The 19,365-nt window shown below is 68.5% G+C and carries 16 protein-coding genes and 1 pseudogene; 7 read left to right on the top strand and 10 right to left on the bottom strand.

What is annotated here, in order from left to right:
* The first annotated feature begins 33 nt into the window (after positions 1-33).
* Entirely contained in the window at positions 34-2,016 is a 1,983-nt protein-coding gene (locus G6N60_RS02305; RefSeq protein ID WP_163732005.1) for a M13 family metallopeptidase, read from the top strand.
* Positions 2,017-2,092: 76 nt separating this feature from the next.
* On the opposite strand, the gene G6N60_RS02300 is transcribed toward G6N60_RS02305, so the two are convergent.
* The 3 genes from G6N60_RS02300 to G6N60_RS02290 form a co-directional block, all read right to left on the bottom strand.
* Positions 2,093-3,136 (bottom strand): L,D-transpeptidase, encoded by a 1,044-nt coding sequence (locus tag G6N60_RS02300; RefSeq protein WP_163732002.1) that lies wholly within the window; start codon positions 3,134-3,136, stop codon positions 2,093-2,095.
* A gap of 70 nt (positions 3,137-3,206) precedes the next feature.
* A complete protein-coding gene (gene ricR / locus G6N60_RS02295; RefSeq protein WP_163731999.1) occupies positions 3,207-3,512 on the bottom strand; it encodes a copper-sensing transcriptional repressor RicR in 306 nt (101 codons plus the stop codon).
* A 2-nt stretch (positions 3,513-3,514) separates the two neighbouring features.
* A complete protein-coding gene (locus tag G6N60_RS02290) occupies positions 3,515-4,096 on the bottom strand; it encodes a DUF305 domain-containing protein (protein WP_163731997.1) in 582 nt (193 codons plus the stop codon).
* 81 nt (positions 4,097-4,177) lie between these two features.
* On the opposite strand from G6N60_RS02290, the gene ilvD reads away from it, so the two are divergent.
* From ilvD to G6N60_RS02275, 3 genes are all read left to right on the top strand, one after another.
* Complete coding sequence (gene ilvD / locus G6N60_RS02285) at positions 4,178-5,890, top strand: dihydroxy-acid dehydratase (protein ID WP_163731993.1); 1,713 nt, start codon at positions 4,178-4,180, stop codon at positions 5,888-5,890.
* A gap of 165 nt (positions 5,891-6,055) precedes the next feature.
* Complete coding sequence (lipE, locus tag G6N60_RS02280) at positions 6,056-7,300, top strand: lipase LipE (protein WP_163731968.1); 1,245 nt, start codon at positions 6,056-6,058, stop codon at positions 7,298-7,300.
* Between the two features lie 9 nt (positions 7,301-7,309).
* Positions 7,310-7,741: a type II toxin-antitoxin system Rv0910 family toxin gene (locus tag G6N60_RS02275; RefSeq protein WP_163731965.1), complete on the top strand. Its 432-nt coding sequence runs from the start codon at positions 7,310-7,312 to the stop codon at positions 7,739-7,741.
* On the opposite strand, the gene G6N60_RS02270 is transcribed toward G6N60_RS02275, so the two are convergent.
* Positions 7,738-8,820 carry a substrate-binding domain-containing protein gene (locus tag G6N60_RS02270; protein ID WP_163743313.1) on the bottom strand — a complete coding sequence of 361 codons (1,083 nt, stop codon included), beginning with the start codon at positions 8,818-8,820 and terminating at the stop codon, positions 7,738-7,740. The genes G6N60_RS02275 and G6N60_RS02270 overlap by 4 nt on opposite strands.
* A 103-nt stretch (positions 8,821-8,923) precedes the next feature.
* On the opposite strand from G6N60_RS02270, the gene G6N60_RS02265 reads away from it, so the two are divergent.
* Positions 8,924-9,367: a MarR family winged helix-turn-helix transcriptional regulator gene (locus G6N60_RS02265; protein WP_163731962.1), complete on the top strand. Its 444-nt coding sequence runs from the start codon at positions 8,924-8,926 to the stop codon at positions 9,365-9,367.
* A 60-nt stretch (positions 9,368-9,427) separates the two neighbouring features.
* Here the strand turns inward: G6N60_RS02265 and G6N60_RS02260 are convergent, their stop codons facing one another.
* The 3 genes from G6N60_RS02260 to G6N60_RS02250 form a co-directional block, all read right to left on the bottom strand.
* Positions 9,428-11,167: a purine-cytosine permease family protein gene (locus G6N60_RS02260; RefSeq protein ID WP_163731959.1), complete on the bottom strand. Its 1,740-nt coding sequence runs from the start codon at positions 11,165-11,167 to the stop codon at positions 9,428-9,430.
* A gap of 192 nt (positions 11,168-11,359) precedes the next feature.
* Positions 11,360-12,613 carry a formamidase gene (gene fmdA, locus G6N60_RS02255; protein WP_163731956.1) on the bottom strand — a complete coding sequence of 418 codons (1,254 nt, stop codon included), beginning with the start codon at positions 12,611-12,613 and terminating at the stop codon, positions 11,360-11,362.
* Between the two features lie 141 nt (positions 12,614-12,754).
* A complete protein-coding gene (locus tag G6N60_RS02250) occupies positions 12,755-13,804 on the bottom strand; it encodes an alpha/beta fold hydrolase (protein ID WP_163731951.1) in 1,050 nt (349 codons plus the stop codon).
* Between the two features lie 278 nt (positions 13,805-14,082).
* Here G6N60_RS02250 and G6N60_RS02245 point away from each other — a divergent pair.
* Positions 14,083-15,632 (top strand): annotated as a pseudogene (locus tag G6N60_RS02245) (acyl-CoA carboxylase subunit beta).
* 3 nt (positions 15,633-15,635) lie between these two features.
* Here G6N60_RS02245 and G6N60_RS02240 read toward each other — a convergent pair.
* A complete protein-coding gene (locus G6N60_RS02240; RefSeq protein WP_163731949.1) occupies positions 15,636-16,535 on the bottom strand; it encodes a LysR family transcriptional regulator in 900 nt (299 codons plus the stop codon).
* Between the two features lie 92 nt (positions 16,536-16,627).
* Here G6N60_RS02240 and G6N60_RS02235 point away from each other — a divergent pair, with 92 nt between their 5' ends.
* The gene (locus G6N60_RS02235; RefSeq protein ID WP_163731946.1) at positions 16,628-17,296 is read left to right on the top strand and encodes an O-methyltransferase; all 669 of its coding nucleotides are present in this window, start codon (positions 16,628-16,630) and stop codon (positions 17,294-17,296) included.
* A gap of 84 nt (positions 17,297-17,380) precedes the next feature.
* Here G6N60_RS02235 and G6N60_RS02230 read toward each other — a convergent pair whose 3' ends face one another.
* Both G6N60_RS02230 and G6N60_RS02225 read right to left on the bottom strand, forming a co-directional pair.
* Positions 17,381-18,481, bottom strand: coding sequence for an FAD-dependent oxidoreductase (locus G6N60_RS02230; protein ID WP_163743311.1), 1,101 nt, complete (start codon positions 18,479-18,481; stop codon positions 17,381-17,383).
* On the bottom strand, positions 18,481-19,365 hold the full coding sequence (locus G6N60_RS02225) for a DUF1295 domain-containing protein (RefSeq protein ID WP_163731943.1): 885 nt from the start codon (positions 19,363-19,365) through the stop codon (positions 18,481-18,483). Before G6N60_RS02225 ends, G6N60_RS02230 begins: the two co-directional genes overlap by 1 nt.

Below are 19,365 nucleotides of genomic sequence, written 5' to 3'. Positions count from 1 at the left end.
CACGCGACGGTCGGGCGGTGGCAGGATGGAGGGGTGACCTTGGAAGCGACCCACTCCGGTATCGACCTGTCCTACGTCGACGACGACGCCCGCCCCCAGGACGACCTGTTCGGCCACGTCAACGGCCGCTGGTTGGCCGACTACGACATCCCCGCCGATCGCGCGACCGACGGCGCCTTCCGGTTGCTTGCCGACCGCGCCGAGGAACAGGTGCGCGATCTCATCGTCGAGGCGAGCGAGACGCCCAGCGAGCCGGACACCGACGCGCAGCGCGTCGGTGACCTGTACGCCAGCTTCATGGACACCGAGACCGTCGCACGCGTCGGCGTGCAGCCGCTGCTCGACGAGTTGGCGACCATCGACGCGGCCGCGGACCCCACCGCCCTGGCGGCCGTGCTCGGCGGCTTGCAGCGCACCGGCGTGGGCGGCGGCACCGGCCTGTACGTCGACACCGACTCCAAGGACTCCACGCGCTACCTGCTTCACCTGTCGCAGTCCGGCCTCGGACTGCCCGACGAGTCCTACTACCGCGACGCCAAGCACGCCGATATCCTCGCCGCCTATCCCGGCCACATCGCGCGGATGTTCGCCCTCGTCTACGGCCCGTCGGACGCCCACGCCGACACCGCGGCCCGAATCGTGGCTCTGGAGACCAGGATTGCGGCTGCGCACTGGGACGTCATCAAGCGCCGCGACGCGGATCTGACCTACAACCTGCGCGCGTTCGATGACCTGACCGCCGAGGCGCCCGGCTTCGACTGGGCCGGCTGGATCACCGCGATCGGCACCACCACCGAGGCCGCCGCCGAGGTCGTCGTCCGTCAGCCCGACGCCCTGGTCGCGTTCGCAGGGCTGTGGGCGAGTGAGGATCTCGAGGACTGGAAGCGGTGGCTGCGCTGGCGGCTGATCAGCTCGCGGTCGTCGATGCTCACCGACGCGCTGGTCGAGGAGAACTTCGACTTCTACGGTCGCACGCTGAGCGGCACCGAGCAGATCCGCGACCGCTGGAAGCGCGGCGTGTCCATCGTCGAGAGTCTGATGGGCGACGCCGTCGGCAAGCTGTACGTCGAACGGCACTTCCCGCCGGATGCCAAGGCGCGCATGGACGAATTGGTCGCCAACCTGCGGGAGGCCTACCGCGTCAGCATCGACACCCTCGAGTGGATGACGCCGGAGACGCGCGAGCGCGCGCTCGCCAAGCTCGACAAGTTCACCCCGAAGATCGGGTACCCGGTGCGGTGGCGGGACTACCCGGGACTCGTCATCGACCGCGCCGACCTGTACGGAAACTACCGGCGCGGCAACGAAAGTGGCTACGCCCGCGAGCTGGCGAAGCTCGGCGGCCCGGTGGACCGCGACGAGTGGTTCATGACACCGCAGACCGTGAATGCCTACTACAACCCCGGCATGAACGAAATCGTCTTTCCCGCAGCGATTCTGCAGCCGCCGTTCTTCGATGCCGATGCCGACGACGCCGCCAACTACGGTGGCATCGGCGCCGTCATCGGACACGAGATCGGCCACGGCTTCGACGACCAGGGCGCCAAGTACGACGGCGACGGCAACCTCGTCGACTGGTGGACCGACCGCGATCGGGCCGAATTCGGTACGCGGACGAAGGCTTTGATCGAACAGTACGACCAGTTCGTACCGCGCCAGCTGCACGACGGCCAGCACGTGAACGGAGCGTTCACCGTCGGCGAGAACATCGGTGACCTCGGCGGCCTGTCGATCGCGCTGCTGGCCTATCAGCTGTCCCTCGGCGGCAAGCCCGCACCGGTGATCGACGGGCTGACCGGCGTGCAGCGGGTGTTCTACGGCTGGGCTCAGGTGTGGCGCACCAAGTCTCGCGACGCCGAGGCCATCCGCCGACTGGCCATCGACCCGCACTCGCCGCCGGAGTTCCGGTGCAACGGCATCGTGCGCAACCTCGACGCGTTCTACGAGGCGTTCGACGTCACCGAGGCCGACGCGCTGTACCTCGAACCCGAACGCCGCGTCAGCATCTGGAACTAACTCCCGCGCGAACAGACGCAAAGGGCCCTGACACACCGCGTGTCAGGGCCCTATGCGTCTGTTCGCCGGGAAGAAGCTACATCTGCCAGTCCTGGGCACCGTCGTTCTGGTTGTAGGTGCCGACGGAATTCTTCACGACGATCGGGTCGCCGCTGCCGAAGTTGTCGTAGAACCACTGCGCGTTGGCGGCGCTGAGGTTGATGCAGCCGTGGCTGACATTGCGCTTGCCCTGGTCGGCGACCGACCACGGGGCGCTGTGCACGAAGTTGCCGCTGTTGTCGATCCGCACGGCGTTCTGCACCGTCACCTTGTAACCGCCCGCCGCGGTGCTCGGCACGCCGTAGGTCGCCGAGTCCATCACGATCGAGGGGAACTTCTCCAGGACGTAGTAGGTGCCGTTGGGGGTGTCGTGGCCCTTCTCCCCCATCGACACCGGGAACGTCTTCTCCAGCGTGCCGTTGCGGACGACCTGCATCTGGTGGGTGGTGTTGTCGACGGTCGCCACCAGCGACTCACCCGTGCGGAAGCTCGACTTCGTGCCACCGGCGTCGACGTTCACGACCGTGTTCGCGGGCCAGAAGTCGATGGGGCGCCAGCGCAGCTGAGTGTCGCTGAGCCAGTAGAACTTTCCGGGTACCGGCGGCACCGACGACACGTGCACGGCGGCCTGCGCCATCTGCCGGTTGGCGATGGGGCGGGCGAAGTTGATGTAGATCGGCTTGGCGACGCCGACCATCGAGCCGTTGAGCGGGTTGAAGCTCGGGGGCGCGAAGACCGGGGGGCCGGTGTACGGCGTCGGGTCCTGCCCTGCGGGCGTGCCCGCCGGAATGACGGTCGGCGCAGCGGCCACCGGTGCGGGCGACGGCGGGGCGAGCGGATCGGCGGCCGGGGGCGCCATCGGGTCGGCGGGCGGCGCGAAGCCGAACGGCGCCGGTGCGGGTTCGGGCGCCGGCTGCTCGACGGGCTGTTGCGCATCGATGACCGAGGGGTCGGGGTTGGCGTCGGGGTCGGCCCAGGCGGCCGGGCTACCGACCACCAGGCCGCCGACCAGCCCGGCAGCGGCGATCACCGTCTGCAGCCTGCGGACGCGTCGACGGTAATTCAAAGATTGCTGGGGCATACCCCACCTCCCATGTGCGTGAGACCAGTGTGGCACAGCGGGGCGGCCACCCACCTCGACCAGCGCGTGCTCAGGACTTGACCAGACGCGCGATGGCGGCCGATGCCTCGGCCAGTTTGCGCTCGGCTTCGTCACCGCCCTCGGCGACGGCGTGGCTCACGCAGTGCCCGAGGTGCTCGTCGAGCAACCCGAGCGCGACGGACTGCAGCGCGCTGTTGACGGCGCTGATCTGGGTGAGGACGTCGATGCAGTACTTGTCGTCCTCGATCATCTTGGCGACACCCCTGACCTGGCCCTCGATGCGCCGCAGCCGCTTGGCGTAGTCGGTCTTGGCGGACGAGTAGCCGCGTTCGGTCGCCTCGGTCGTCTCCGGCATGGTCACCCCTTCAGCATCTGCTGCATCTGGTCGATCTCGGCCTGCTGTGCCGTCACGATCTGCTGGGCCAGGTTCTTGGCGTCGGCGTTGGCGCCGTTGGCGAGCTCGGTCTTGGCCATGGCGATGGCCCCTTCGTGATGGCCGATCATCGACTGCAAGAAGAGTGTGTCGAATTCCTGGCCGCGCAGCGACTCGAGTCGGGTCATCGTCGCGTCGTCGACCATGCCCTGCATCTGCATGCCGGACATGTCCTGGTGACCGGCGTCGGGGTGCCCCCACTGCGCGAGGAACGACCTCATGGTCTCGATCTCGGGACCCTGCGCGGCGGCGATCTTCGACGCCAGCGTGACGACGGCGGGGTTCGACGAGCGGCTGGGCACCAGGCCCGCCATCGCGACGGCCTGCTGGTGGTGCGGGATCATGTCGGTCGCGAACGTGACGTCGGCGGCGTCGTTCACGACGGCTGCGGCGGAGGTGGACGCGCCGCCCTGGTCGTGGGCGGCCGGCCCGTCGGAGTCGTGGGCGGCACAGGCGGACACCAGCACCGCGGTGATCGCGGCTACCAGAACGGTCGACGGCTTCATGGAATCCACCGTACCCCGATACCCCTGCGGGGTATGTCAAACCCGTTTGGTCGGCGAACGACCCGAGGGCATACTTGACCGATGCCCTCAGATCAGCCTCGTACCAGCCACGACGTCAAACCGCGGAGCCGCGACGTCACCGACGGCCTCGAGAAGACCGCCGCCCGCGGCATGCTCCGCGCGGTCGGCATGGGTGACGACGACTGGGTCAAGTCGCAGATCGGCGTCGCGTCGTCGTGGAACGAGATCACCCCGTGCAACCTGTCGCTGGACCGGCTGGCGAAGGCCGTCAAGGAGGGCGTGCACGCCGCGGGCGGGTTCCCGATGGAGTTCGGCACCATCTCCGTCTCCGACGGCATCTCGATGGGCCACGAGGGCATGCATTTCTCGCTGGTCTCGCGCGAGGTGATCGCCGACAGCGTCGAGACCGTCATGATGGCCGAGCGCCTCGACGGGTCGGTGCTGCTGGCGGGCTGTGACAAGTCGCTGCCCGGCATGCTGATGGCCGCCGCCCGCCTCGATCTGGCCAGCGTGTTCCTCTACGCCGGGTCGATCATGCCCGGCAAGGCCGTGCTGTCCGACGGCAGCGAGCGCGACGTCACGATCATCGACGCCTTCGAGGCGGTCGGCGCGTGCTCGCGCGGGCTGATGTCGCGTGAGGACGTCGACACCATCGAGCGGGCCATCTGTCCCGGCGAGGGCGCGTGCGGCGGCATGTACACCGCCAACACCATGGCGAGTGCGGCCGAGGCGATCGGGATGTCGCTGCCCGGCAGTGCCGCCCCGCCCGCCAGCGACCGCCGCCGCGACGGCTTCGCCAAGGCCAGCGGCGAGGCCGTCGTCGAACTGCTCAAGCGCGGCATCACCGCGCGCGACATCATGACCAAGGAGGCGTTCGAGAACGCCATCGCCGTGGTGATGGCGTTCGGCGGCTCCACCAACGCGGTGCTGCACCTGCTCGCCATCGCCCACGAGGCCGACGTCAAGCTCTCCCTCGACGACTTCATCCGGGTCGGCGCCAAGGTGCCGCACCTCGCCGACGTCAAGCCGTTCGGCAAGCACGTGATGTACGACGTCGACAAGATCGGCGGCGTGCCGGTCATCATGAAGGCCCTGCTCGATGCCGGTCTGCTGCACGGTGACTGCCTGACCGTCACCGGCCGGACGATGGCCGAGAACCTCGCCCACATCGCGCCGCCGGATCCCGACGGCAAGGTGCTGCGCGCACTGGGCAACCCGATTCACCCCACCGGCGGCATCACGATCCTGCACGGCTCGCTGGCGCCCGAGGGTGCGGTGGTCAAGTCGGCGGGCTTCGACTCCGACGTGTTCGAGGGCACCGCGCGCGTCTTCGACGGCGAGCGCAAGGCGATGGACGCGCTCGAGGACGGCACCATCGTCGCCGGCGACGTCGTCGTCATTCGCTACGAGGGCCCCAAGGGCGGACCGGGCATGCGCGAGATGCTCGCCATCACCGGCGCGATCAAGGGCGCCGGGCTCGGCAAGGACGTGCTGCTGATGACCGACGGCCGGTTCTCCGGCGGCACCACGGGCCTGTGCGTCGGGCACATCGCACCGGAGGCCGTCGACGCCGGACCCATCGCCTTCGTGCGCGACGGTGACCGCATTCGCCTCGACGTCGGCAAGGGCACGCTCGACGTCTTGGTCGACGCCGACGAATTCGATTCGCGCAAGCCCGGTTTCAGCCCGCCGGCGCCCAAGTACCCGACCGGCGTGCTGGCCAAGTACCGCAAGCTGGTGGGCTCGGCGGCGACGGGTGCGGTCTGCGGGTAGTCCCGAACGGCGGGCGCCGGGCGGTCTGGGAGTCATGTCGGATTTTTGGGCGTCATCATTCGTTGACGATCGTCATCATTCGTTGACGCCCGCGACGGCGGCATCGCCCGCGGAGACCGCCCGCGGAGACCGTCGGGCGGCACGGCCACGAGTAGGGTCTCTCCCATGACCCCGGACGGCAGAATCCGCGTCCCCGCCGACCTCGATGCGGTCACGTCGTTCGGCGACGAGGACCACTCCGGCGTCGACGCCTCGGCGATCGACCGCATCTGGCGCGCCACCCGGCACTGGTACGCGGCGGGCATGCATCCCGCGATCCAGGTGTGCGTCCGCCATCGCGGCACCGTCGTCCTCGACCGGGCGATCGGACACGGCTGGGGCAACGGTCCCGACGATCCGCCCGACGCCGAGAAGATCCCGGTCACGACGCAGACCCCGTTCTGCGTGTACTCCGCGGCGAAGGCGATGACGACCACCGTCTTCCACCTGCTCGCCGAACGCGGCGTGCTGTCGCTCGACGACCGTGTGTGCACGTACCTGCCGACGTACACCAGCCATCGCAAGGACCGCACGACGATCCGGCACGTGTTGACCCACAGCGCGGGCGTCCCCTTCGCGACGGGGCCCAAGCCCGACCTGCGGCGGATGGACGACAGCGAGTATGCCCGCGAGATGCTCGGCAACCTGCGGACGATCTACCCGCCGGGCCTCGTGCACATGTATCACGCATTGACGTGGGGTCCGCTCACGCGGGAGATCGTCTCGGCGGCCACCGGCAAGAACATTCGCGACGTGCTGGCCGACGAGATCCTGAAACCCCTCGGCTTTCGCTGGACCAATTACGGCGTCAGCCCGGAGGACGTTCCGCTGGTGGCGCCCAGCCATGCAACGGGCAAACCGCTCCCCGCGCCGATCGCCGCGGCCTTCAAGCTGGCGGTCGGCGGGACGACGCAGCAGATCATCCCGTTCACCAACACCCCGCAGTTCCTCACCAGCGTGGTGCCGTCGTCGAGCACCGTGTCGACGGCCAACGAACTGTCCCGCTTCGCCGAGATGTGGCGCCGCGGAGGCGAACTCGACGGCGTGCGCATCATGCAGCCGGCGACGCTGCGCGCGGCCACCACGCAGGCGCGGCGGTTGCGACCGGACATCGCGATGGGATTGATGCCGTTGCGCTGGGGTACCGGTTACATGTTGGGCTCCAAGCGATTTGGGCCGTTCGGGTTGAATGCGCCCGCCGCGTTCGGCCACACCGGCCTGGTCGACATCGCGGTGTGGGCCGACCCGGAGCGCGACATCGCCGTCGGCGTCGTCAGCAGCGGCAAGCCCGGCGGGCATCGGGAGGCGAAGCGCTACCCCGCGGTGCTCGACGGCATCGCCGCGGCGTTCCCGCGAACGACCGCCGGATAGCCTGAGCCCATGGCCAAGGTCGAGTTGTCACGCACGCTGTCCGTCAGCCCGGAGGAGGCGTGGTCGCACGTCTCCGATCTTTCCTCGCTCGGCGACTGGCTGACGATGCATCAGGGCTGGCGCAGCGACCTGCCCGACGAGCTGGCGGTCGGCACCACGATCGTGGGCGTCGCAGGCGCCAAGGGCATGCGCAACCGCGTCACCTGGACCGTCGAAGAGCTCGACCCGCCGCGGCTGATCGGCATCACCGGCGAGGGCGTCGGCGGCACCAGATACGCCTTGAAGATGACCGTCAAGCCGGCGCCCAAGGGTTCGACGTTCACGCTCAAGATCGACCTGGGCGGGGCACCGCTGTTCGGCCCCATCGGCATGGCGGCCTCGCGCGCCGTCAAGGGCGACATCGAGCGGTCGATCAAGAAGTTCGAGGAGCTGTACGGCTAACCGTCGCCGTCCAACTGGGTCAGCACGCTGAAGTCCAGATCGTCGGTGCCAGCCAGGAATACGGGTTGCGTCGTGTGGGCGCCCTCGACGTGCACCTCGCCGCGCGGTCCCTGATAGGTCACCCCGTGCGAGGAGGCTCGGATGTCGCGCAGGTCCAGGCTGCGGGCGGCCTCGGCCAACGACGCGAACAGTAGTAGGCCTTCATAGCAGGACTCGCCGATGTTGTTGAGCGACGGCGCGGTGGCCCCGAACCGTCGCTGGTACTCGGCGCCGAAGCTCATCGAGTCCGGCGACACCACGCTCTCGAAATAGCCACTCGCCGTGTACAAGTCGTGCGTGGCCGTACTACCGCTGGCGAACAGGACGTCCTCGCCGATCATCATCGACAGTCTCAGCCTGCTCTCGTCCAGGCGCGCGCGGGCGAAGGCGCGGTTGAAGGCGGCGTTGTCCGCGCCGACCATCAGCACCAGCACGCCCTGTGCGGTGGAGGCGTGGATTTGTCGCAGCGCGGCCCGAAAGTCGCGGCCGCCCAGGGGAAGGAACGTCTCCCCGACGTAGTCGAGGTCGGTGTTCGCGATGAACTCCCGCATCGCCCGCGCGGTCATCCTCGGCCACACGTAGTCGTTGCCCACCACGCACCACCGCCGGATGCCGCGCACCTGGCGGAGCCAGCGCAGCGCGGGGAACAACTGCTGCTCGGGAGTCTCCCCCACCATGAAGACACCGTCGTTGCTCTCGCCGCCCTCGTAGAAGGTGGTGTAGACGTAGGGGACGCGGCCGGCCGTCCTCGGCGTGATCGCGTTGCGCGCGTTGGACAGATGCCAACCGACGACACCGTCGACCGCCCCGCTGCTGACCAGTCGGTCGACCTCGTCGGCCAGCACGGGTAGCGCGGCCCCCGCGTCGACCGGATGCAGCCGAACCCGCCGGCCCAGGATGCCGCCGCGGGCATTGAGGTGTTCGACGGCGAGCTCGGCGCACGCCTCGCACGAGGGCCCGAACATGCCCGCGGGGCCACTCAACGGGACCACCAGCGCGACGTCGACCGTGTCCCGGCCCCATCGTCCATCTCGCGGCATCACGACGCTCACATCGGATCACCCGACCTCGGAGGCCACCAGCCAATCTCGTCGAATCGCAGTTCTCGGAGGGAAATATAGGAATTGGCTGTAAACTGCGGGGGTGGTAGCAGACTCTAGCATCGACACCGCTGACGCGCTGGAGGAGCTGTCGCGCACACTGCGCACGGTATCGACCCTGCTCGACAAGCGCATCGGCGGCCACCTCGACGGTATCCCCGTCGCGCAGTGGCATGTCCTCGCGGCGCTGGACGGTGGCGAGCCGCTGCCAATGGCGTCCCTGCAGAGCGCAACTCAACTCACGGGTCCAAGTCTGACCCGCCTCATCGACGCGATGATCGATGCCAATCTGGTGCTGCGCAAGGTCGGAGACGTCGACCGCAGGCACGTCCTCGTCGCCCCGACCCGCCGCGGCAGCCAGCTCTACGCCAGCCAGCGCCGCGCCCTGAGCTCACTGCGGGAAGATCTCAGCGCGGACGCCGACGAGGTGATCCCCGCGGTGCTGAACCTGCTGGATCGGCTCAAGGCCGACGACCGCGTCGGCTGACCTCGACATCCGAATGCCCACGGCCGCAAGCCAATTGCGGTCGTGGGCATTCGGGTTTGATCAGGTCGTCGGCTGTGGCTCCGCGGCGTTGCGCAGCGTCGCCGTGGTCACCGAATCGATGTAGGCGCTCGTCTTGCAGAGGTCGTGACACTTGGTGAGGGTGCACGTCAGCGACGAGATGGTGCCGCCGTGGAACGGGCAGTCGTGCACCATGTCGGGCAGCTCGTAGCGCTTCTGGTCGACGATGTCGAGCAGCGTCTGGCCCGCCCAGAGCGGTTCCTTCTCGATCTCCTCGCGGATGGGGTTCGGACGGACCAGGTAGTACTTCCCCTTGGTCAGAATGCAGATCACCGGCGAGAGGAAGAACGCCAACGCCAACGCCAGGTACGGCGACCAGGCCGCCATGAAGTCACCGAACACGTTGTAGAAGGCCAGGATCGAGAAGAACGAGCCGACCATCATCGACACGAAGCCGACGGGGTTGATGCTGTAGAGGTACGCCCGCTTGAACTCGACGTAGGACGGGCTCAACTTCAGCAGCGGCTTGTTGATGACGAGGTCGGCGACGATGGCGCCGATCCAGGCGATCGCCACGTTCGAGTAGAAGCCGAGGATGGTGTTGAGGACCGCGAACATGTTGCCGAGCATCAGCGCCAGCGCGATCGCGATGTGCAGGCCCAGCCACACCACCCGGCCCGGGTGGATGTGCAGCACGCGGCTGAAGAAGTTCGACCACGACAGCGAGCCCGAGTAGGCGTTGGTGACGTTGATCTTCACCTGCGACAGCAGCACCATGATGGTGGCCACCGCCAACGCCACCGTGTCGTTGTGCAATACCGACCCGAATCCACCGAGGAACTGCTGGATCGGTTCGGTGGCCGCGGTGAAACCCACCTTGCCTGCGACGTAGAACGCGAGGAACGCACCGCAGATCTGCTTGGCCGCTCCCAGAATCACCCAGCCCGGCCCCGCCGCGAGCACCGCACTCCACCAGCGCCACGGCGGCGTCTCGGACTTCTCGGGCATGAAGCGCAGATAGTCGACCTGCTCGCCGATCTGGGCGATCAGCGACAGTGCCACGCCAGCTCCGGCGCCGACGCCGATCGCGGTCACCCGTTCGGTGCCACCGTCGCCCGCCCAGGTGAGGAACCCGTTGAAGCCCTTGGGATCTGCCGTGGCGATGAAGACGATGGGCGCGACGAACAGGACGAGCCACAGGGGCTGGGTCCACACCTGGAACTTGGCCAGCGCGGTCATCCCGTAGAGCACGAGCGGAATGATGATCAGCGAGCCGAGGACGTATCCCAGTGCCAGCGGGATGTGCAGGGCCAGCTTCATCGCCTGCGCCATGATCGAGCCCTCGAGGGCGAAGAAGATGAAGCAGAAACTGGCGTAGATCAGACTGGTCAGGGTGGAGCCGAAGTAGCCGAAACCCGCTCCGCGCGTGAGCAAGTCCATGTCGATGTTGTACTTCGCGGCGTAGTAGGCGATCGGGATGCCGGTCAGGAAGATCGTGACCGCGGCGACGATGATCGCCACCACCGCACTCGCCGAACCGTGCGAGACGGCGATCGACGCACCGATCGAATAGTCGGCGAGATAGGCGATCCCGCCGAGGGCGGTGATCGCACATGCCATCGGGGACCACTTTCGAAAGGACTTCGGCGCGTAGCGCAGCGAGTAGTCCTCGATCGTGTCTTGACCGGCCCACGTGACGAACCGGGCCCAGGGGCCGGAACCGGGTGGCGCGGGCTGGGGATGGACCTGGACCTCGCCCACGGGTTGCTCGGAGGAACTCATGAGTGATCTTCCTGTCGGTGAGTGTGAACGCAGCACCCGCAGAGGGTCAGGCCTCCCGGCACGGTCGACGACGAGCGGCCGGGGGCTGTGGGCCTGAAACATGCTGGCAGCAGCCAACCCTAGCGTGATATTTCCATTCGGCAATTCTTCAAATGGAACGTTACGTGCCGGACACGAGCCCTTTACAGAAGGTCAGAAACTGGCGTGCGGTGCGCCCATGCCGGGGTCGATCCGCTGCGGTCCCGCTGCGGACGGAGCGACCGGGAAGTCGAAGATCGCCGTCGGGATGTAGACCGTCGCACAGGAATTCGGAATGTCCACCACACCGGACAGGCGGCCTTCGATGGGGGCGGATCCCAGCAGCAGGTAGGCCTGCTCGGGGCTGTAGCCGAAGGTGGTGAGGTAGTCGATGGCATGCAGGCATGCGCGTTGGTACGCGAGGTCAGAGTCGAGATACTTCTGTTCGCCGTCCAGGGTCACCGACGTGCCCGAGAACGCGATCCACTCCGAGTACAGCGGATCGGTGTTGCCCGGCATGAAGATCGCGTTCTCGTGGACGTTGTAGGTCGCCATGCCGCCCTTGATGAGGTCGACGTGCAGATCCATGAATCCGCCCATCTCGATCGCCCCGCAGAAGGTGATCTCGCCGTCGCCCTGGGAGAAGTGCAGGTCCCCGAACGACAGGTTCGCCCCGGGCACGAACACCGGATAGAAGACCCGCGAGCCCTTGGTCAGGTTCTTGATGTCCTGGTTGCCGCCGTTCTCCCGGGGCGGTGCGGTGCGAGCCGCCTCGGCGGCCACGCGCGTGAAGGCCTCCCCGCTCAGCGTTCCCAGGATCGCGTCGTCCGGTTCCGGCGGCAGCGCCAGCGGCGGCACCCGGTCGGGATCGGTCGCGATCAGCGCGCCCTCGCGGGCGTTCCACTTCGCGAGCAGCTCTGCCGACGGAGCGGTGCCCATCAACCCGGGGTGGACGATGCCGGTGTACTTGACGTGCGGCACGTGCCGGGACGTCGTGGTCTGGCCGGCGAAGTCCCAAATCGCCTTGTAGGCATCGGGGAACTGCTCGGTGAGGAAACCGCCACCGTTGCGCTTGGCGAAGATGCCCGTGTATCCCCAGCCCTGTCCGGCCAGCGGGCCCGAATCCTCCTGCGGGATGGGACCGACGTCGAGGATGTCGACGATCAGCAGATCCCCCGGCTCGGCCCCCTCGATCGCGAACGGGCCCGACAGCACGTGGACGCCCTTGAGCGGAGCGTTGAGGATGTCCTCGGCGGAGTCGTCGTTGTGGATGGCTCCGTCGAACCACTCACGGCAGTGCGCGCGAAACGTGTCCCCGGGCTTGACGGTGACCGCCGCCGGAATGTCCGGGTGCCAACGGTTGTGCCCGATGATCTGCTGCTCGGTGAACTTCTTCGTCGAATCCAGTGGGAACAGCAGTTCGGGCATGACGTCCTCCAGACGATCGACGGCGACTCATCGTTGCCGTTTGGAAATATTCCGTGCGAACCCTATCCCGGTGAGCGCCCGCGCGCATCGTCACGGGCGCAGTGTGCGCTCGCCGCGGGGGCACGCGAAAACCGAACATCGTCAACGTAATTCGGATGCCCCGGGCTTGGCGAGCAGTTCCCGGATCCCGGCGTCGATGAACGCCGTGTCGACGGCGTTGGCGCCGCCGCCGGCGAAATGGCCCCAAATCCCGGGTATGACACGGACTTCGCCGTGCTCGATGAACTGACTCGCCCACTGCTCGTCCTCGGGCGGGAAGTACAGATCCTTCTCGGCGGGCATCGCCAGCAGGGGGCACCTGATCGACGCCAGCGCCTTCTCGACGTCACCCCCGAAACCCGGCGTATTCCCCACGTTTCCGGTGTGCCAGGTGCGCAGCATCGCGAGGAGGTTGTTCGGATCGCGGCCGTCGCGGAAGAACCCCTCCCAGAACCCGCACAGGAAGTCGTCGAACGACGTGTAGCCGAGCTTGCGCCACTCCTCGTCCCAGTAGAAGGCCTGCGAATAACCCCACCCCGAGTACACCCGGGCGAAGGCACGCAGACCCTTGATCGGCAGTGCATCTGCGGAGTAGTCGCCGTCGGCCCAGACCGCGTCGGCCTTCATGGCGAACTCGAGCGATTCGAGGAAGACCTTGTTGTGCGGTGAGGTGATGCTGGAACCGCAGAACGGGGCGGCCCGCTCGACCATCTCGGGGTGGCTGACCGCCCACTGATAGGTCTGCCCCGCGCCCATCGACCATCCGGTGACGAGCGCGATCGTCGATATGCCGAACCGTTCGGTGACGAGCCGATACTGCGCCTCGACCTGATCGTAGAAGCTCACGTGGGGAAAGCGCGAACGGTCATGGGGCGCAGGCGTATTCGACGGTGATGACGACAGTCCGTTGCCGAGCATGTTGGGCACCACGATGAACCACCGCTCGGGATTCAGCGCCTTGTCGGTGCCGATCAACCATTCGTTGTCGGTGTGCCACCCCGAATACCAGGTGGGGTAGACGATGACGTTGGACTTGTCGTCGTTCAGCGTTCCGTACGTCGTGTAGGCGAGCGTGGCGTCGCGCAGGGTGATCCCGTTCTGCAGGGTGAAGTCTCCGAGAGCGAAATGTTCGGCATTGGTGGGCGCAGGCACGGTAGCTCCGTCCGATGGTTTCAGCTAGCACATTGCCAAATGAAACTATCCGAACTCAAGGAGCGAGGGACTTGTTTACACCGCTGTCACAGGCTCTCCCCCCGCGAGCAGCCGCAAACCTGCCCCGACGCGCGGCGTGTCGCGCACCTTTGCGGCTGCTCGCCGGGGAGATCTCGGCCCCGTCGCGCCTCGGCGGGCAGGGTCCCGGGTTGAATGTGGAGGCGGTCGGGTCTCGAGCCACCACGTGACCGCGCCGACGCCATTGCCGAAGGGGCGAGATGCCGACTGACGAACCGTTGCGGGACGACCTCGTCGAACTGCTGCGCCGGCGGGCGCTGACCGAGGACGCGGCCCGGCCCGACGCCGTGGCGCGCAGGCATGCCGCCGGCGGTCGCACGGCCCGCGAGAACGTCGCCGACCTGGTCGACGACGGGTCGTTCGTCGAATACGGCCGGTATGCGATCGCCGCCCAGCGCATGCGGCGCGACGTCGAGGACCTGATCGCCAGGACCCCCGCCGACGGGCTGGTCGCGGGCACGGCGCGCGTCGACGGCAGCCCGTGCGCGGTGCTGTCCTACGACTACACGGTCCTCGCGGGGACACAGGGCGCGCTCGGGCACCGCAAGAAGGACAGGCTGTTCGACGTCATCGAACGCTCACGGCTGCCGACGGTGTTCTTCGCCAGGGCGGTGGCGGCCGGCCCGGCGACACCGACTATCCGGTGGTCTCGTCGCTCGACGTGCCCGCGTTCGCGCTGTGGGCGGCGCTGTCCGGGGTGGTGCCACGAATCGCGGTGGTCAAGGGTCGGTGCTTCGCGGGCAACGCCGTGATCGCCGGTTGCTCGGATCTGATCGTCGCCACCGAAGACGCCACCATCGGGATGGGTGGGCCCGCGATGATCGCCGGTGGCGGGCTCGGCGAGGTCGCACCCGACGACGTCGGCCCGATCTCGGTGCAGGCGCCCAACGGCGTCGTCGACGTCGTGGTGCCCGACGAGACCGCGGCCGTCGCGGTGGCGAAGCAACTGCTCGGGTACTTCCGCGGGCCGAGTACCCCCGGCACCGTCGCCGACCAAAGTGCCTTGCGCACAATGGTTCCCGAACGCGCCCGACGCGCCTACCACGTCGGCCCGATCATCGAGACCCTCGCCGACGAGGGGTCGGTGACGTTCCTGCGGGAGCGGTTCGCGCCGGAGCTGGTGACCGCACTGGCGCGCATCGACGGCCGACCGGTGGGCGTGCTCGCCAACAACACCCGCGTCATGGCGGGTGCGATCACCGCGAACGCGGCCGACAAGGCGGCCCGCCTGCTGCAACTCTGCGACGCCTACGGCCTGCCCGTCGTGTCGCTCGTCGACTGCCCCGGCTACATGGTCGGCCCGGCCGCGGAGGCCGAGGCACTGGTGCGGCGGGGATCGCGACTGTTGATCGCCGGTGCCGCCCTGCGCACCCCGCTCGTCGCGGTGATCCTGCGACGCGGTTACGGCCTTGGCGCGCAAGCGATGTGCGGCGGCAGCCTGCACGAGCCGCTGCTGACGGTGGCCTGGCCTGGCGCCCACCTCGGGCCGATGGGCCTCGAAGGCGCGGTCCGGCTCGGCATGCGCAAGGAGCTCGAGGCCATCGCCGACGACGACGCGCGCGAGCAACGCGTGCGGGAGGCGACCGCCGCCGCGCAGGAGAACGCGAAGGCGCTCAACGCCGCAGCCCTGTTCGAGATCGACGACGTCATCGATCCGGCCGACACCCGCGCGCTGATCGCCTCGACGCTGGCTGCGGCAGCGGCACATCCGCACGACACGCCCCGGCGCCGGTTCGTCGACACCTGGTAGCCGCTACCTCGCGGCGAAGGCGTCGCGGACGCATTGGCGCAGCCAGCGTTGGGCACCGTCGGCGTCGTATCGCGGGTGCCACGACATGCTCAGCTCCAGCGCGGGCAGCTCCAGCGGGATGGGGAAGGCGTGCAGACCCCGGTCGGCGATGGCGTCCGCGCCGACGACCTCGGGGAGGATGCCGACCAGGTCGCTGTGCTGGATCAGCTGCAGCGAACTCGCCACGCTTGGCGTGCACACGACGACCCGACGCTGCAGACCGTGTTCGGCGAGCAGATCGTCGATCGGACCGGTGAGCCGGCCGCGGCGCGACGAGACGACGTGCTCGGCGTCGGCGAAGCGCCGCAGCGTGACGCGCCCGCGCGCCAGCCGATGCCCCTTGCGCACCACGCCGACCATCCGATCCGACAGCAGTGCCTCGATGTGGGTCTCGGGAAGCGTCCTGCGCATCTGGCCGATCTCCAGGTCGACCGTGCCGTCGCGCAGGCCCTCGGTGTCCTCGTGGCTGTCGCCGACGAACCGCAACGTCACTCCCGGCGCCTCGCCGCGCACCCGCGTGACCAGCCGAGAACCGATGGTGCTGGAGAGCAGGTCGCCGAGTTGCACCGAGAACGTCCGCCGCAGCACGGCCGGGTCCGAGCGCTCCACCGGTTCGAGCAGTCGACGGCCCTGATCGACGAAGTCGCGGACCCTGTCCTGCATGTCGAGTGCCCGCGGCGTCGGCACCATGGTGCGACCGGCGCGTACGAGGATCGGATCGTCGAGCAGCCGACGCAGACGAGCCAGGGTGCGGCTCATCGCGGGGGCCGAGGTGTGCAGCCGCTGCGCGGCGCCCGTGACGCTGCCCTCACCGAGCAGAGCGTCGAGCGCCACGTAGAGGTTGAGGTCGATCGCGGATTCCATTCTGGATAACCATTCCTTACCAACGATGCACTGGACGGTAATCGACGTCGATCATACGTTGGTGTCATCACCGAACCAGAAGGGTAGAGACCATGAACTCGACACTGCACACCGAACCGGTTTCCGTTGTGCTGCAACGACTACTGACCACCGAGGAGCGACACGACCCGAAGGCCATCGCCGCCACCGGCCTCGACGGCTACCCGGCGCACCTCGACGCCTCGCAGCGGGCCGAGGTCTTTCGCGACGTCTACATGTCCGTGTCGTCGAGCACGGGTGAGCTGCTGTACCTCCTGGCCAGGGCGGCCGGCGCGCGGACGGCGGTCGAATACGGCACGTCGTTCGGCGTCTCGACCATCTACCTGGCCAGCGCCGTCCGCGACAACGGCGGTGGCATGGTCGTCGGCACCGAGCTACAGACCGACAAAGCCGTTGCCGCACAACGCAATTTCGACGAAGCGGGCGTGGCGGACCTGATCGAGCTGCGGGTCGGCGATGCGCTCCAGACGCTGTCGGACGCACCGGACGCGATCGACCTCCTGCTGCTCGACGGGTGGCCCGAACTCGCGCTGCCCGTGCTGCAGCTGCTCGAATCACGTTTGCGCACGGGGTCGTTGATCATCGTCGACGACGTTCATCGGGACTGGGGCTCCGACGTCCACGGCCCGTTGCGGGCCTACCTCGCCGACCCCGACAACGGCTACTTCTCGGTCGAACTCCCCACCGGCGACGGCATCCTGGTCTGCCTCCGGATGTCCTAGCGCCGCGCTCCCCCTCGCGAGCAGACGCAAAGGGCCCTCAATTGCGCCAATCAAGGGCCCTTTGCGTCTGCTCGCGGGGAGAAATCAGCCCCGCACGCCGCGGTAGATGCCCCGGCGGACGATGAGCGGCAGCAGCACCCGCTCGATCGACCAGGCGGGGAACCGAAAGGCAGAACCGTTGGGGGCGAACACTTCCAAGCCGTCGCGCTGCGGGCCCAGCACCGAACCCCACCGCCGCGCCGGCGGGCGGTAGCTTCGCAGCGGCTTGCCGTCGAACTCGGCCAGGACGTTGTGCGCGACGAGGCCGTCCCCGCGGTTGCGGGCCGAGCTGCGCAGCGGGTCGGTCGCCGCGACGTCACCGACGGCGTACACACCGGGGTGGCCGGGCACCCGCAGTTCGGGTGTCACGCGGACGAATCCGTGGTCGTCGAGCACGTCCGGCGGCAACCAGTCGGTGTTGGGGGTGACCCGACCGATCGCCCACAGCACGGCGTCCGCGCCCGCCGGCGGCTGCCCGGTGCTCCACTGCACGGGCCCGGTGCCGATCTCGTCGCAGCCGAACCCGTCGGGCACGACCGCGCGGTGCCCGCCGTGCAGGCCAACGCCAAGTCCGTTGAGCCGCTCCCTGATTCGGGTCCAGGTCCTGGGATGGTGCGCGGGCAGCGGGCGCTCGCCGGGGTAGTACAGGTCGATGCGCTTGCCGGGCCAGGTGGCGGCCAGGTTGGCGGCGCTGCTGACGGCGGCCGCGCCGCCTCCCACGACGATCACCGAGTCGGCGCCGGCCAGTCGGTCGTTGGCGGCCCGCAGGTCGGCCGCCACGTCGTCCTGCGACTGCAGCGTCGGCCTGCGCCAGAATCCGTTGGCGACCCCGGTCGCGATGACCAGCGCGTCGTAGGGCTGCGCGCCGGTCGTCCCGTCGGCGTGCTCGACCGTGACCGAGCGCGCCTCGAGGTCGACGCCGCGCAGCACGCCGTGGACGGTGCGCACGCGATCCAGACCGCGGAACCGGTCCAGCGCGATCCAGTAGTCCCGCGCCCAGTCGTCGGGCCGGCTCAGCCGGATGCCGAGCTCCTGGCCGCTGACGAGGGCGGTCTTGCTCGAGATGCCGACGACGTCCGCGTGGCGGGCCAGCCGCATCGCGGTCAGGATGCCGCTGTCACCCAGCCCGGCCACCACGACGCGCATCACGGCAGGGCGGTCCTCTTGGGCGGCCGCGGCACGAACCGCGACACCCGGTCGACGACGTCCTGGTAGGCAGGCCGCCGCTCGAGGCTGCGTTCCTCCATCATGGGGATGCTCGCGCCGAGGAACATCGCCAGCATCGCGACGGCCCCGATGATGAGCCACCACCAGTCCGCGGGGGCGGCCGCAATGCCGAACAGCGCCATGGCGAACCAGAAGCTGAACTCGCCGAAGTAGTTCGGGTGCCGCGACCAGCTCCACAGTCCCCGGTCCATCGCCGCACCGGGTGCGCGGTCGGCGACGAACCGGTGCATCTGCACGTCGGCGACCAATTCCAGTGCCACCGCGGCCAATCCGATGACGAAGGCCACCCAGCTCAGCCACGCGAGGCCGGCGCCCGGTCGGGTCACCGCGACGTACACGGGCACCATGCCGAGGAACACCTGGCACGTCGGGATGAGGTGGATGGCGAACAGGTCCGCGACGGGTTCGAACCGTCCGGCCTGCGCCTTGAGCTTGGGATAGCGCCAGTCCTCGTGGTGCAGCCCGGGGAAGGCGTAGACCCAGTTGGCGGTCAGGCGGATCGCCCACAGCACGACGACGATCGCGACGAGCCAGCAGCGCAACCGGTCGACGCCGGGGGGTGCCTGACTCCACCAGTAGCAGAGCAGCAGCGGCGGGACCACGCTCCAGTAGGCGTCGTAGAAGCTGGAGTTGTGGAAGCCGCGGCTGAAGCCGAACACGACGAGCGTCGCGAGCCCGTCGGCGATCAGCGCGTCGAGCCACGGCCGCCCCGTGCTCGGGCCGAGTGTCAGCCATGCGGCCGCGACGCCGAGCGCGACGACGTAGGCGACGGTGACGATCGCCAGTGACCGGGTCTTGTTCAT

This window comes from Mycolicibacterium madagascariense (assembly GCF_010729665.1).
Classification (GTDB): Bacteria; Actinomycetota; Actinomycetes; order Mycobacteriales; family Mycobacteriaceae; genus Mycobacterium; species Mycobacterium madagascariense.
Note: the sequence above shows the minus strand (reverse complement) of the source record. Positions and strands in the feature narration are given on the sequence as shown.

Excerpts from the sequence above, each read along its gene's own strand:
- fmdA (WP_163731956.1), bottom strand. The coding sequence starts at position 12,613 with ATGCCCGAACTGCTGTTCCCACTGGATTCGACGAAGAAGTTCACCGAG.
- ricR (WP_163731999.1), bottom strand. The coding sequence starts at position 3,512 with ATGCCGGAGACGACCGAGGCGACCGAACGCGGCTACTCGTCCGCCAAG.
- lipE (WP_163731968.1), top strand. The coding sequence starts at position 6,056 with ATGACCCCGGACGGCAGAATCCGCGTCCCCGCCGACCTCGATGCGGTC.
- G6N60_RS02290 (WP_163731997.1), bottom strand. The coding sequence starts at position 4,096 with ATGAAGCCGTCGACCGTTCTGGTAGCCGCGATCACCGCGGTGCTGGTG.
- G6N60_RS02240 (WP_163731949.1), bottom strand. The coding sequence starts at position 16,535 with ATGGAATCCGCGATCGACCTCAACCTCTACGTGGCGCTCGACGCTCTG.
- G6N60_RS02300 (WP_163732002.1), bottom strand. The coding sequence starts at position 3,136 with ATGCCCCAGCAATCTTTGAATTACCGTCGACGCGTCCGCAGGCTGCAG.
- G6N60_RS02235 (WP_163731946.1), top strand. The coding sequence starts at position 16,628 with ATGAACTCGACACTGCACACCGAACCGGTTTCCGTTGTGCTGCAACGA.
- G6N60_RS02230 (WP_163743311.1), bottom strand. The coding sequence starts at position 18,481 with ATGCGCGTCGTGGTGGCCGGGCTGGGTGACAGCGGCATCCTGACCGCG.
- ilvD (WP_163731993.1), top strand. The coding sequence starts at position 4,178 with ATGCCCTCAGATCAGCCTCGTACCAGCCACGACGTCAAACCGCGGAGC.
- G6N60_RS02225 (WP_163731943.1), bottom strand. The coding sequence starts at position 19,365 with ATGAACAAGACCCGGTCACTGGCGATCGTCACCGTCGCCTACGTCGTC.
- G6N60_RS02270 (WP_163743313.1), bottom strand. The coding sequence starts at position 8,820 with ATGCCGCGAGATGGACGATGGGGCCGGGACACGGTCGACGTCGCGCTG.
- G6N60_RS02275 (WP_163731965.1), top strand. The coding sequence starts at position 7,310 with ATGGCCAAGGTCGAGTTGTCACGCACGCTGTCCGTCAGCCCGGAGGAG.
- G6N60_RS02260 (WP_163731959.1), bottom strand. The coding sequence starts at position 11,167 with ATGAGTTCCTCCGAGCAACCCGTGGGCGAGGTCCAGGTCCATCCCCAG.